Origin of the sequence: Vibrio hepatarius, from assembly GCF_018860525.1 — a bacterium.
In the GTDB taxonomy this organism is placed as follows: Bacteria; Pseudomonadota; Gammaproteobacteria; order Enterobacterales; family Vibrionaceae; genus Vibrio; species Vibrio hepatarius_B.
In genome coordinates this window covers 64,174-77,610 of the sequence record NZ_JAHKPM010000042.1, presented here as the reverse complement: position 1 = coordinate 77,610, position 13,437 = coordinate 64,174, and the positions used below count along the sequence as shown (strand labels likewise).

General features: G+C 38.3%; 15 protein-coding genes and 1 pseudogene. 8 read left to right on the top strand and 8 right to left on the bottom strand.

Annotated features, from left to right (window positions below):
• The first annotated feature begins 210 nt into the window (after positions 1-210).
• The 4 genes from cspE (at position 211) to KO511_RS12245 (ending at position 3,456) form a co-directional block, all read left to right on the top strand.
• Positions 211-423 carry a transcription antiterminator/RNA stability regulator CspE gene (cspE, locus tag KO511_RS12260; RefSeq protein ID WP_215987707.1) on the top strand — a complete coding sequence of 71 codons (213 nt, stop codon included), beginning with the start codon at positions 211-213 and terminating at the stop codon, positions 421-423.
• Positions 424-964: 541 nt separating this feature from the next.
• Positions 965-1,165 carry a hypothetical protein gene (locus KO511_RS12255; RefSeq protein ID WP_215987706.1) on the top strand — a complete coding sequence of 67 codons (201 nt, stop codon included), beginning with the start codon at positions 965-967 and terminating at the stop codon, positions 1,163-1,165.
• Between the two features lie 382 nt (positions 1,166-1,547).
• Entirely contained in the window at positions 1,548-2,435 is an 888-nt protein-coding gene (locus tag KO511_RS12250) for a LysR family transcriptional regulator (RefSeq protein ID WP_252724347.1), read from the top strand.
• A 127-nt stretch (positions 2,436-2,562) separates the two neighbouring features.
• Entirely contained in the window at positions 2,563-3,456 is an 894-nt protein-coding gene (locus KO511_RS12245) for a nuclear transport factor 2 family protein (protein WP_215987705.1), read from the top strand.
• 104 nt (positions 3,457-3,560) lie between these two features.
• Here the strand turns inward: KO511_RS12245 and KO511_RS12240 are convergent, their stop codons facing one another.
• Positions 3,561-4,874 (bottom strand): 6-phospho-beta-glucosidase, encoded by a 1,314-nt coding sequence (locus KO511_RS12240; protein ID WP_215987754.1) that lies wholly within the window; start codon positions 4,872-4,874, stop codon positions 3,561-3,563.
• Between the two features lie 113 nt (positions 4,875-4,987).
• On the opposite strand from KO511_RS12240, the gene KO511_RS12235 reads away from it, so the two are divergent.
• Entirely contained in the window at positions 4,988-5,902 is a 915-nt protein-coding gene (locus tag KO511_RS12235) for a LysR substrate-binding domain-containing protein (protein ID WP_215987704.1), read from the top strand.
• Positions 5,903-5,961: 59 nt separating this feature from the next.
• Here KO511_RS12235 and KO511_RS12230 read toward each other — a convergent pair whose 3' ends face one another.
• Positions 5,962-6,444: a GNAT family N-acetyltransferase gene (locus KO511_RS12230; protein WP_215987703.1), complete on the bottom strand. Its 483-nt coding sequence runs from the start codon at positions 6,442-6,444 to the stop codon at positions 5,962-5,964.
• Between the two features lie 138 nt (positions 6,445-6,582).
• Between KO511_RS12230 and KO511_RS12225 the strand changes: the two genes are divergently transcribed.
• Positions 6,583-7,476 carry a LysR family transcriptional regulator gene (locus KO511_RS12225; RefSeq protein ID WP_215987702.1) on the top strand — a complete coding sequence of 298 codons (894 nt, stop codon included), beginning with the start codon at positions 6,583-6,585 and terminating at the stop codon, positions 7,474-7,476.
• 57 nt (positions 7,477-7,533) lie between these two features.
• On the opposite strand, the pseudogene KO511_RS12220 reads toward KO511_RS12225, so the two are convergent.
• Positions 7,534-7,926: pseudogene (locus KO511_RS12220) on the bottom strand (YceI family protein); the annotation flags it as partial.
• A 347-nt stretch (positions 7,927-8,273) separates the two neighbouring features.
• On the opposite strand from KO511_RS12220, the gene KO511_RS12215 reads away from it, so the two are divergent.
• Positions 8,274-8,549: a hypothetical protein gene (locus KO511_RS12215; protein WP_215987700.1), complete on the top strand. Its 276-nt coding sequence runs from the start codon at positions 8,274-8,276 to the stop codon at positions 8,547-8,549.
• A gap of 48 nt (positions 8,550-8,597) precedes the next feature.
• Positions 8,598-8,864 (top strand): hypothetical protein, encoded by a 267-nt coding sequence (locus tag KO511_RS12210; protein ID WP_215987699.1) that lies wholly within the window; start codon positions 8,598-8,600, stop codon positions 8,862-8,864.
• A gap of 144 nt (positions 8,865-9,008) precedes the next feature.
• Here the strand turns inward: KO511_RS12210 and KO511_RS12205 are convergent, their stop codons facing one another.
• The 5 genes from KO511_RS12205 to KO511_RS12185 form a co-directional block, all read right to left on the bottom strand.
• Positions 9,009-9,362, bottom strand: coding sequence for an SgrR family transcriptional regulator (locus tag KO511_RS12205; RefSeq protein WP_215987698.1), 354 nt, complete (start codon positions 9,360-9,362; stop codon positions 9,009-9,011).
• A 642-nt stretch (positions 9,363-10,004) separates the two neighbouring features.
• On the bottom strand, positions 10,005-10,610 hold the full coding sequence (locus tag KO511_RS12200) for a redoxin family protein (protein ID WP_215987697.1): 606 nt from the start codon (positions 10,608-10,610) through the stop codon (positions 10,005-10,007).
• Positions 10,607-11,116: a thiol peroxidase gene (tpx, locus tag KO511_RS12195; RefSeq protein WP_215987696.1), complete on the bottom strand. Its 510-nt coding sequence runs from the start codon at positions 11,114-11,116 to the stop codon at positions 10,607-10,609. Before tpx ends, KO511_RS12200 begins: the two co-directional genes overlap by 4 nt.
• Before the next feature lie 523 nt (positions 11,117-11,639).
• A complete protein-coding gene (locus KO511_RS12190) occupies positions 11,640-12,122 on the bottom strand; it encodes a hypothetical protein (protein WP_215987695.1) in 483 nt (160 codons plus the stop codon).
• Positions 12,109-12,903: a winged helix-turn-helix domain-containing protein gene (locus tag KO511_RS12185; protein ID WP_215987694.1), complete on the bottom strand. Its 795-nt coding sequence runs from the start codon at positions 12,901-12,903 to the stop codon at positions 12,109-12,111. Before KO511_RS12185 ends, KO511_RS12190 begins: the two co-directional genes overlap by 14 nt.
• Positions 12,904-13,437: the final 534 nt, after the last annotated feature.

Sequence of the window (13,437 nt, the reverse complement as noted above, 5' to 3'; positions counted from 1 at the left end):
AAAAAAATAACACCAAAAACTTATATCTATTGTTATCATATGGTGTATAGTAATCCCCAGCTCAAACGGCGAGCTATTTATAATATGTTTAGTTCAAGATCTTCACAGTTATCTTTCGATTTGATTCGTCATTTCTATCCTGCGATACCTTCTTATTACTTCCTTATTTAGTAGCTTTCTTTTTAACTTAATCAATCTATCGAGATATACATGTCAAATAATACAACTGGTCTAGTAAAATGGTTTAACGAATCAAAAGGCTTTGGATTTATCACTCCAGATAACGGCAGTGCTGATCTATTTGTTCACTTTAGATCTATTACAAGCGACGGTTTCAAAACACTAGCTGAAGGCCAGAAGGTGTCTTTTAGTGTTGAGCAAGGTGCTAAAGGCCCGCAAGCGGGTAACGTTACAGTATTGTAACCTTTTTTAACGAGATCTTACCTACTTCCTAGTTAGGGTAAGGTCTCGATTTGTCATTTTATTAAGGAGAACTATGGCTCGAAGAACCCATAGAAAAATATACTGGTATTATGTTTTGCGTGAACAAAAAACAGCCAAGATAAAAATATAATTGTATAAAATTAAATTCTTTCTTTATCACAGTAAATCCTCGTGGTCAGCGACCATAAATCAACTAAACAGTGACGTATTAACACGCCATATCCTCCCCAGAATAAATACCAGTTTTTTTGATTTGAGTTTCTCATTTTGTGAGACTGAAAAATTGGGGAAGATTATAAATTCACAAGGTATGGTCTTAGGTACTTTTTCAATTTCATCAAATAAAGGAGGTTAAACTTTGAAAAAAAAATCAACTTGTCGTAATTCGAAACCAGCCAAAGTCGAAAATCAAATCAAAGATGAACGTCCGGATAACATTCATGAGATAAGAAAAAAGATCGAACGGATTCTGTTAGAACGCGAGCAGAAAAACCTATGGGACCTATAGAATGAGAAATACATGAGAAAGCCAGTAAAAAAGACAGGAAAAAAAATGCGCAAAACCGATTTTGAAGAACGGTTTGCCCTAATGGTCGAAGAATATCAAAAAGCTAAAGAATTTCTTGATGCTATGAGCGAAGGCAGTGAAGAATATATCAAGCAGAAAAAAAAGTGCGACACACTATTTGCAAAAGCTGAAAAATTCGTCAATAGACAATAATTTAAATCACATCATACATAAATGCCATAAAGAAGGGTCCGAACCCTCCTTTATTGGTCATATAACTTCTATGTTTTATCACTCAGTTCGCTTTGGTATGTCAAACCCGCAACCTTAGATTCAAACTACAAACCCATTGAACCGTTTAAGCATTGATTACCCTTAAATTATATGCAATCTAGCCTAAGGCTAATTAACAGATAATATATCAAGTAAGCATAAATTTTTATACCTAGCCGGACGGCATTAATTACTTTATGCAAAGGACTAAAAACTAATCTAAGATCATATAGTTATTAGCTTCACCATGTTACTTGTCTGGTTTATGGAAAACGTGCTATAACCAAAGTTATCAATGCTTCATGCGATGTGAATGATACTTATGAATACTTTCGATTACTCGTCACTCGACGGCCGTTTGCTACGTATGTTTATTTGCGTTTATGAACACCAATCGGTTACCAAAGCGGCAGTGACCATGGGCGTTACTCAATCCACAGTGAGCCATGGGCTAAATCAATTACGTAAAATTGTTAAAGATGAGTTGTTCGTTGCGTGTGGCCGTAGTATCGCCCCTACACCAAAGGCCAACGAGCTGATTGGGCAAGCAAGAGCGCTTATCCTTGCCATGCAAGAGTTTTCAAGCTCTAAGCACTACGATCCATCTTTGGATAAAAAAGGTTTCGCGGTTGCTGCTAATGACTACGAAATTGAGACGGTGCTCAAACCTATGTTTGAGCAGTTCCAAACACAAGCTCCATTAAGCTATTTACATATCGCCCCTGCTCGAACACAACTTAAATGGGCATCACTATTACGATCTGGTGACGTTGACTTGGTACTCACTCCCGAATTAAATAGTAATGAGTCGGATTTAATTCAAACGACACTTCTCTCCGACCAAGAAGTCTGCTTTTATAACCCGAAGAAACAAACACCACCAACAACCATTGAGCAATACTGCGCTAAGCCTCATGCAATTATGGCGTATGAGAATATTCATTACACCGAAATTGATACCATATTGCAAGAATATGGGATGCAAAGAAAAGTTGTTGCCAGTGCCCCAAGCTTTTCTGCCGTTGCCTCTTTGATAAGAGACACAAACATCATAGTAAGCATGCCTTCTCGTTTATCCACTACTATCTTTCACGAATTTAAGCAGGTGCCCTTACCTTTTAATTACTCACCTTTCAATATTGTTAAAGTTTGGCACAGCCGGAACAAGCAGTCACAACGTCACGCTTGGTTTAAAAATTTAATACAATAGGGTTCATAACACATCCTAAATCATCGATTTTCTTCATAGTACCTATGGTTAACTCCCTGTATATCTGATGAATCTGCATCGATAACATGTGAATTCTCAATAAGAACCATTCAGAGAGGTATATATAATGTCTATTAAGTCTGCTGTTATCGGATTCGCGATATGTCTACTCACAACCCCAAGCTTTGCTGATCTCAGCACCATTGATAAACAAACGAGCCAAGTCAAAAAGCTTGCCGAAGGCTTTTACCAAGATGTACTGATTTACCGTAACCTTAACAACTTTCAAAAATACATTGGTCACTCTTATATTCAACATGCCCCTGCTTACGGTGATGGCCCAGTTGAATTAATGAAAGCCATAGCCGGTGAATTAACTGCAGATCCTAATGTTACAATCGATATTTATCGTACGATCTCTGAGGGCCCTTATGTCGCTATTCACTCCGTATGGACCACTTCTGACAACGCACAATATGTCTATGTTGATATCTGGCGAGAAGAGAATGGTAAGCTAGTCGAACATTGGGATCACTACCAGAAAATCCCTGCTTTATCAGCTAATAAAAACACTATGTACCAAGGGCCAGATGCCAATATTTACGATAATACTCAAAACATTGAACGTAATAGGAAAAGAGCCATTTCGGTATTAAAAACCTTTGACAATCCAGCCAATAAAATCGCTGTGAAAAAATATGTCTCTAACGAAACCTATATTCAGCACAACCCTGAAGTACCTGATGGTAGAGACGCTCTGCTGGGCTACTTAGATTACTTACATAAAAAAGATGCCAAATTTGAGACTGAAATAGCCAAAACCATTGCTATGGGCGATATGGTCCTTATCCACTCTAAGCAAATAGATCTTAATAAAAAAGGAGATTTAGGGACAGGATATATCGATATCTTCCGCTTTAATAGTGATGGGCTTATCGTCGAACATTGGGACATCATCGAGCCTCAAACCGGTATATCACAAAACGGCAATGATGTTTTTGGTTACCCAAACAAGTCTTAAGCCGTGAATGGGTTATATTCCTCTATACTGATGCCATAATACTTTCTATGCTACTAAAAAGGTCCTTACCCACAAGGACCTCCTCCTTTTATAATTAACTATAACTAGCGAAACTGAGGCATATGATCTCGGTTTGCTTCAATAGTTTCATCCAAGGCTTTTTCCAGCACCGAACCTGTTGACACCAGTGGATTTAAGATCAGTGCACGGTGAGCTGCATGGCGATCGCCATTAACGGCGGCTTCAACCGTCAGTGATTCAAACTCTTTTATTAATTGAATCAGCCTTAAAGTATCGTCAGGAAACGGAGCCACATTGAGTGGCACGGGTCCAGCTTTAGTGATCATACAACTGACCTCTACTGCGCAATCATCCGGCAAACCATTAATCGCCCCATTATTACGGGTATTGATGTGCATAATTGTACGCTTATCATTGTAAATTGAACTCATTAGCTCACACGCAGCTTCTGAATAATATTGCCCACCACGCTTTTCCAATTCTTTTGGCTTTTCACTAAGTTTGGGGTTTCTATATATCTCAAACAGGCGTTTCTCCATAGCTTTAACCACTTCACCACGTGTTCCTTCATCACTGGCTTCTTTGATCTCCTGATTCATAATATCTTCACTCGTATAGTAATAACGCAAGTAAGCACAAGGGATCATTCTCATATTACACAGTAACTCGGCAGGCCACTCAAATGGTGGAATGTTATTTGGTATTAATGGGTCATTGCCTGATAAAATTTCATCCACCACATCTTGCATTTTGTCTCGCCCTTCATGGAGAATTTGGCGTGCCCAAATAAAGTGATTCAATCCGGCAACTTGCAGTACAAAGTCTTGCTCGTCAGCATTTAGAATGCTTGCAATACCTTTTTGCATAATCACAGGAACGTTACACAGGCCAACGACTTTAACTTTAGTGTGCTTTAGGATCGCTTCTGTCACCATCCCCGATGGATTAGTGAAGTTAAGTAGCCACGCATCAGGGCATAACACTTCCATTTCCTTGCAGATTTCCAGGGCAACTGGAATAGTTCGACAGGCATTGGCAAAACCGCCAAGGCCATTGGTTTCTTGACCAATCATCCCATATTTCAGTGAAATGCGTTCATCACGAATACGGCCTTCAAGGCAACCTGCGCGAAATTGGGAGCAAACGAAGTCAGCATCCTTGAGCGCCTTCCTTCGATCTAAGGTCACGTGAACATTAATATGCGACAGATTATTTTTCTCAAGCATACGGCGAGTCAGACTACCGATAATGCTCACCTTATTCTCGCCATCTTTGATATCTACCAACCAAAGTTCACCGATTGGTAGTTCATGGTAACGGTTTATCAGCCCCTCAATAAGCTCAGGTGTGTAACTTGAGCCTGCGCCAATAATTGTGATCTTAAGATGTTTCTTCATCATGATGCACCCACTTATGGATAAGATGAAATAATTTAAAAACATCATAATAAGCTATACAAACTAAAGACAACTTGTTATGTATTAGATTATCTAATTTATAGGATTGAATCATGGTGCAAAAACAGCAAATGTTATCTAATATGTACACCTTTTCTATCGCAGGAAAGTCTCTAAGCTTCACCAAAGCCGCTGAAGAGTTGTTCATTACACAAGGTGCAGTTAGCCAACGGATAAAGTCTCTAGAGGGCCAACTCGGATTTAGCCTTTTTGTACGCATGACTCGACGTCTTGAGCTGACCAAAGAAGGAGAACGGCTTCTTCACGCATTAAACCAATCGTTCGGCGTGATATTTTCTGAGTTAGAAGATATTAAATTCAATGAACTACGTGGTGAACTCTATATTGGCGCAGCGCCGACCTTCGCCCAAAGTTGGTTACTACCTAGGCTACCTGAGTTCCAGCGGTTGTACCCTAATCTCAATATTAAACTTAGAGTCAAAGCAAGCCGCCTTAACTTCCAGCATGAACCAGTTGATATTGCCATTTATTACAGTTCAAGCGAACACCCAGGTTTCTATCATCAAAGATTGTTTAATGAGGTTCTCATACCAGTATGTAGCCCAGATTTTTATAAAGCTCACTTTACAAATGACGCTGATCTAGTTAGCCAGCTGTCTTGTGCTACTTTCATTCACTGCGATGAGTCTCTAGAAACTGGAGAACCCAATCAGGAGTGGAATCATTGGCTACAAAATCAAAGTGATGAGAGACTAAAGTTAATTAATGTAATGGAAAAGACCTACCTACTTAACCATTCAGACATGGCAATGATTGCAGCCAAGCATGGTATGGGAATCGCTATAGGTCGATCATCTCTGATACAATCAAGCTTGAACAAGGGCGAGTTAGTTGCTCCTTTTGAGCAAGTAAGTTCTGGATTAAGTTATGATTTAATCTGTTTGAATGGCCAAGAAAAAAGGCCCAAAAACGCAGCCTTTATCCGTTGGTTAGAAACACAGTTATGAAATCGCCCAAATTAATCATAATCGCTAGTTTAGGACAATTACGAACACATGTAATGATGTTAGCTCAATGCAAATGAAGTCAATCTTTCTCCGCTAAGCCGGTACGTTATCCATTCATCTTGAGCGACAGCGCCAACAGAATGGTAAAAATCGATCGCAGGCTGGTTCCAATCAAGTACCGACCACTCAAACCTTCCGCAATTTTTTTGTAACGCTAAGTTTGCTAAATATTTCAAAATCGCTTTACCTGCTCCTAAGTTACGGTACTCTGGTGAGACGTATAAATCTTCCAAATAAAGTCCATTCTTTCCAAGCCAAGTTGAGAAATTATAGAAATAGACAGCAAAGCCTACAGGTTTGTCATTTGCCATACAAATAATAGCATGGGCCGTCGAGTGCTCTGAAAACAAGCTTTCTTCTAATTCTACTAACGTTGTTTTTACTTCTTGCTGCGCTTTTTCATATGTGGCTAGTTCTTTAACAAACTGCAATATTATCTGAGTGTCTTCAATATAAGCTTCTCTAATACTGATGTTTTTCATTTTTGTCCTTTATATTTATTGGAGGTTATAACCTCTGTTTTATGAAAATTGTCATATTGACAAGCATTTCAACTAGTGTAGCCTCAAATAAATCATGAAAAAAATGCATTTTTTGCAATTAGAAACTGAACAAAGAACATGACTATTCCATCAAATATAGACTTAAACCTAATCCGTTTGTTTTCTGTGTTATATAAAACTCATTCGGTTAAAGATACCGCTGATATTTTAAACCTTAGCCAATCAGCTTGCAGTCATGCGCTGCAAAGACTGCGTGAACGGTTAAAGGATGATTTATTCGTCCGAGTCGGTAATTCTATGTTACCAACAGAATACGCTAAAGGCATTGCCAATGAACTCATACAAGGAATAAACCAGATTGAGAAAGGCATTAGCTCTTCTACTATTTTCGATCCATACGAAGTACAAACCTTAAGAATTGCAGTCACAGATTACACAAGTTGGTGTTTGCACACTTTTATTTCAAAACTGAGTAAAGACTACCCAAATATCAAAATTGAATTTCTCAATCTAGAAGAAAGGCTGCCAGAGAATGCGTTGAGGGAAAGTCAGTTCGACTTAGTGTGTGGTTTTGCCCATGAAATCGAAAATTTTGAAAGTATCAGTAATAAAGTATGGTTTGAGGACCAATATGTCTGTATACACAGTCCAAAACATCCATTTCGAAATGAACTGAGCTTAACTAAATTTCTCAACTATCATCATGTTGTCATCACACCTTGGAATGAAGCAAGAGGGATACTTGATGTTACCTTATCAAAACTCAAAAAGAAGAGAAAAATTGCGATAAAAACCCCCAGCGTGTTGTCCGCCCCGACGTTTGTGATAGATACACAATATTTGCTAGCGATACCCAAAAGATACGCTGAGCATATTGCCCAGCAATTGCCGATTAAAATATCTCCTTTGCCGTTAGAAGTGCCAAATTATAAGGTCAAACTGTATTGGCATAAAACGCGTAATAATGACCCCAAAATTAAATGGTTGACAGAAAGAATAGCCAACGGCTAGACGTATATAAATAGTTTGTTATGGCTTAGCAAACGACCAAGCCATACTTTACATAAATTACTTTTTGAACGTTAGATTCAATGTCAATGGCACTTTATCAGAAATTGAAATTCCACCTACCAGTGCAGCCAACTTGGTTAAATTCTCGCTCGGGATGCCAAAGTCACTAGCATTAATGATTATTGGAGCGCTAGAGCTCACCATAATAATGTTATCAGTTTTTAGCACAACGACAGGGAAATCAATAGACTTAGTGTTACCAAACAATGTCACTTGAGCAGGGATCACTAATTTGTGAGAACCTTCATCTAATTCACCCCAATTAACCCTGCCAGATACATTAACATCTTGGAATTTTGCTGATTCAAAAAAAACGTCATTCAAGCGAGTATTACGAATTGGGATACCTGTTTGAATGCCCTGGAGATCAATAGCAATATTAAATGTTCCAAAGGCAAAAAATATCACCACTCATATAAATAATCGACAAGACAGATATTTACATAGATCAAACCGATAATGATAATAAAATCATATTAATTTTTATGATCCATTTAATCACAAATTAATTTATTAATTGAAAGGTACAGGCCATGATTTTAAAAAACGTCCTCAAACTGTAACGAATCATGAAAAATAATGTGATTTTATTTCATTACTTAACTGGATTAATTCTTATAATCTGGAGTGGAATAATTGCAAGAATTTACAAAGTAACAGTCCATAGATGTAGGAAACCTTATCCTTCTGACGCTTTCGTAAAACAGCAAGTGTGATCACCAAGAGGGCCAAAGGAAATGAGAGTACGTATTTTAGAGATTGTCCGCTGTGCCAAATTACTCGAACTCAATGTCACAGATGATAATGTGATCGCCTGTATGGTAGCGGCAGTTATGTGCCCAGGACATGAGAACAACTTGGGGACTATACTGGCAGCCATCTATATCAATCAGTCGTGGGGGCTTATCCAAGCTTTAAAAACCACCAAAGAGTACCGGTTGTTACATATTCAAGTATCTGATGCGCTTTTGGACACTCTCACGCAAAAAAAACCGCCTCAGTACTGTCAGTAATAGCAACAATTTTCGACCTAATTTTATGTTTTTTATTCAGGTAACATTATGTACAAAGAATTAACTGAAAAACTCGATCACCTTGGGCTTACCTATGATAAGAATGAACTAAAACTTAAAGTAGAGAATGTAGAAAAGTATAGTGTTGCTCAGGCACTAATCAAAAAAGCCAAAGAAATATCGTTTGCGTTAGAATCAAATCAATCGAAATCTATCATAGCAGCCCTTAGTGAAACTTTAGCACCTAATTGTCAAGCCGCTGAGCAAGCCCTTGTGCAATACAACCAGCTTAATGATAAAGATAAGCTTGAGTAGAGAGAGCAGCTTTACATGCAATTTATTCGTCATTCCAATGTTTTTGATGCTGTTATGCAACTTAACGGAGAGTATGCTAGGCGCTTATTCTAAACCAAGAGTATTGAGATAGATCAATACCTATTACTGGTGTAAAGACTAGATTTAAAAGCATGTCAGTCCCATTGCACGTGTTAAAGCTTTAACAGCTGTTTCTCGATATTGTTCAATCAGTTTTGAAATAAGGCTAAAACGCTCTTCACGCAGCTCTTCAACCATAGTTTGATAAAGTGCATCATCAATGGATGTTCGGACCTTTAATACACTCGTTTGTCCTCGACCAACAGCTGGCCGCCATTCAATCCAGCCCAAAGCAACTAAACGCTTTACTATTAAGGCCACATTTCGCCTTGAAGAAGATAACGTACTGGCTAAGTCTTCGACAAGTACGTTATAGGTATGATTGCATTCATACGCTTTCAATAGCTGATTAAGTCTACGAATATTTGTTTCTGCCATAGCTAGTTTCTCTCTTCAATTTAAGTCGTAATAAATGAACGCAGTGTCACAAGAGTCCGATGACTTCCTTAAGAGTCATAGAGAATTTCATTTCGTCTTACTGCGCTAAAAATTCTCATTCATAGTTCAAAACACCGTAAAATTTGTAGGTAAACTAATCTGGCAGCTAACTTACAAGTAGAAAACACGTAAAACATGCCACAAAAACAACATATTTAGACGAACTCGGAAGATCTACAATAGCTAAGCTGATTCAGCTTAGTGGCTTTTTTGGCCAATGTGGTTAAATCCTCGCCTACAGCTAGAAATTGGCTATCTTGCTTTGCGGGTTATTCCTGTCTACTCCCGCGTATTTCCCCTCAGATATAAACCTATATCTGAGGTTTTTTCTATTTACAATCAGATACTTGAGTAGTCACATACAAGGGTTTCTATGAGGATAATATTGAAAATGTTGGTAGCGTAGCGCTTCTTTACACAAAGACTGACCATCAAAACTCTCAGCAATTAGACAAAAAAACACATAAAATCCCAGTGCTACGAGCACAAAAAGGCATAGAGGTGCAAACAACTTCATAAGCTTCAGTACGATACTATGTAGAATGCAACACCAAACACCTACTCAGTGTTTGGTGTCTAGTTTTAAATATTGTGGTTAGCAATATCCAATGCCGCTTTTAAATCTGGAAGCTGAGTGAGTTCAGGCACACGCTGGATAAACAAAATTCGGTCATCTTTACCCACTACTATAACAGCGCGAGAAAGCAAACCCAGCTCTTCTATGTGAGCTCCGGTCTGCTGGCCAAACTCGTGTTTAGCAGAGTCAGACAGAAAAGAGGCTTCTTGGCTCAATTTTTGGTCAGCAACAAATCGAGCCTGAGCGAAGGGTGTGTCAGCACTTACATTGATGAATTCAATTTTCCCATCAGCCCCATTCTCTTTCGCCATTTGATCAAATGCTAAAGCCTGTTCTACACACACTGGAGTATCAACAGAAACCAAAACATTATAAATACGAACTTTTCCGCTACCTTGCGTTTTAACCTTATCTAAAGTCGAGGTTGAAAGTGTCATCGGAGGAATGATATCCCCTTCATTTAACGTTTTACCGCCTAGGTTAAATGTAGTGCTGTACTCCAAAGTAACACTTTGATCTTCACCCAAACCTGCAGACTGTTTAGTCACCTCAAATCCAGCGTGAGCCCATGTAGATGTTATCATGGTTAGTAAAACTAGCGTGCGTCTCACAATGATGCTCCCTTTACCATTTCGATAGCCTGTTGGTAGTTTGGCTCATCTGCAATTTCACTCACTAGCTGAGAATGTATAACCTTACGCTTTTCATCTAATACAATAACTGCACGTGAAGCGAGACTACGTAACGCTCCGTCTGAAATAGCAACACCATGATCTAATGCAAATGTAGGAGAACGGAAAAAAGATGCAATAGAGACGTGTTGGAGGTTATGCTTTTCAACAAAACGAGCCAGAGCAAAAGGAAGATCTGCAGATACACAAAGTACAACGGTATTGTCGAGCTTTTTCGCTACCTCATTAAATGCACGTACGCTGTTAGCACAGGTTGGTGTATCAACACTTGGAAAGATATTTAGCAGTAATTTTTTGCCTTCAAAATGTTCAGGACCGATATCAGCTAAAGATTGATCACATAGGGTGAAACTTGGAGCCATTTGGCCTAGTTGTGGTAGTTCACCAGATAGTTCTACAGGATTTCCTAAAAATGTGACTGACATAGTAACCTCATTTATTCTACGCAAACATTTTGCGTTTATTCATTTATTCCAAATTGAACAGACAACTTTGATTTAAGATAAAAGCGAATGCATTAAGCTGCCCATCAACGACCTAGCCATAATGCCAGTGGGTGTGCTAAACACACAATGAAGTTATAACAACCTTTATGAATCACACGAATCAATCATAAACCATTGAATATAAAGGAGATATAAAACATTTAGATTTTTACTAAATAGGATATTTACACTAAACTAGACAAGATAATGTTAAATGTTAAGTTAATTGGCAGGTGATATAGGTTAGAAATTAGTGCGTTTGAAAATACTATTTAGGTAGAAAAAAGGGGGGGGGGGATAGACCAAATAATAAATAACCATTTCCACCGACTAACACGTCTAACATAGCCTAAAAGGCACGCAAATCATCCCCAAATAACACCTCATACGCACTAAAAAGAGATGGACTAGACAACATTTTCAAGTTAGTGGAAAAGAAATATCGAAGTTAAAGATCGATTAGTTACTGCCTGCGAACAAGGCACTTAACCCCACCGTCTAATAGTTTTGTATAGCAAACCGCTTTACCTTCCTTGTATATTACCTGCAGTTTTTCTTCGCTGATACGACGTAGATTATGGGCTTCTATCTCGGTGATATTATTCCGAGCGACCTCTCCACTAGGAAAGGTAAAGTCACTAAACTGAATCAGGCCGTGGTCGTAAAACTGGGTATAATAACTAAAATATGCTCCCTTGGGTTCACCATATATTTTTCTGCTCGTATGTGACTTCTGATTAAAAAACAACCTGTGGTTTATCGTATGGTAATCTTCACTAAACAGCACGTCCCCATCAAGGCTAAAACTCAAGTTGTTACTGTAATAAAGCAAGCTATGTTTACCATCCATGACCTCAGGAATATCACGAAGTTTTAAACCGACATTCGATACTGTTGCAATTACAACTAAACATAACAGTGTTTTGAGAACATTATCGACAGACATCACGCACCGTTTCTCCAATAAAATAAAAATTCTCACGAAGCGAGAAGTTTAAATTTTTTACCTGTTGGTCGCCATTCGTTTCAGAGCGGTATATACAGGAAAGATAATAATGATTAACACCTGTAGAAATTAAGAGTTCAGTGACAGGGGAATCACTTAAATGATTACTATTTTTACTCAGATATTTGTACATGGCTTTACTGGCTTTATTATCAAAGTAGAAAAACCCCCGCTCACCTTGCTGAACTTTTATCCATGCATCTAAAGGGACATTCAATGAAAAAGTCCAGCGATGAATGGCAGAAGTACCTTGAAATAACAATACGATAGCCAGAACTAACGCAAGTAATAGCTTAAACTGTTGGCGATAGCCATACTCCTTAACACTTTCAAACTCTGTTTCAGATTCAGATTGTCTTGGAGTTGAAACTACAGGGAGCTCCTTTGATGGCTGCTCAATTTGGGCTAGCTCTACGACATTTTCAAACAACATATAGCCATGGGATGGTACCGTTTTAATAAATTTTTGTTCTTTACCACTATCTCCAAGTGCAACACGGAGCTGGGCAATGCACTGAGTTAAGCTATTTTCAGAAACAACCCGCTCTCCCCACACCTTTTCAAATAACTCTCTCTTAGATACAACCTGACCTTGCTGAGCAATTAAAATCTCCAGCACGCGACACTCTGTGCCTTTGAGCTTTGTAGCACTACGAGTTTTAATATTGACTAGTTGCTCTCGAGCGAGAGGATACAACTGCCATAAAGATTCATAATTCATAAACGCTTAATTGAGTATTTAAACAAAATCTCAGGCTATAAACCTAAAGCACCTGCTTTCCTTAAGCTTAGCCGTTACTGGCCTTTACGCTCCATATTTTGGAGCATGACATCACTCCATCTTGGAGTAACGTAATAGAAAAAGGCAACGTAGAGTAGTAAGAGTTACCTCCTGAGACAAACCTATGCTTATCTAGATTGTCTTAATAGAGAGACTCTTTTAGTCACTTTTCATCTTACGATACTGATTAATATTATAAAAAACAATAGTGAAATATTACAGTTTGTTATAAACAACTAGGAACTATACGCGCAGTGGAATAACGAAACTAATGCCCAGAGTACCCGCGCACATTGTGTGTAATTCATGAAACATTTCTTAAAAATATCTTTATTATTAAATAACATAGAGCGGGTAAATGTAAAAACGTATTTGAATAACTCTAACGACCAAACCACAAACATTCTATGAAGGAATCGATTCCCAAATGGGCACTTCAAAAATACAAAAAAAACAACAGGTCAGACCAGTTTT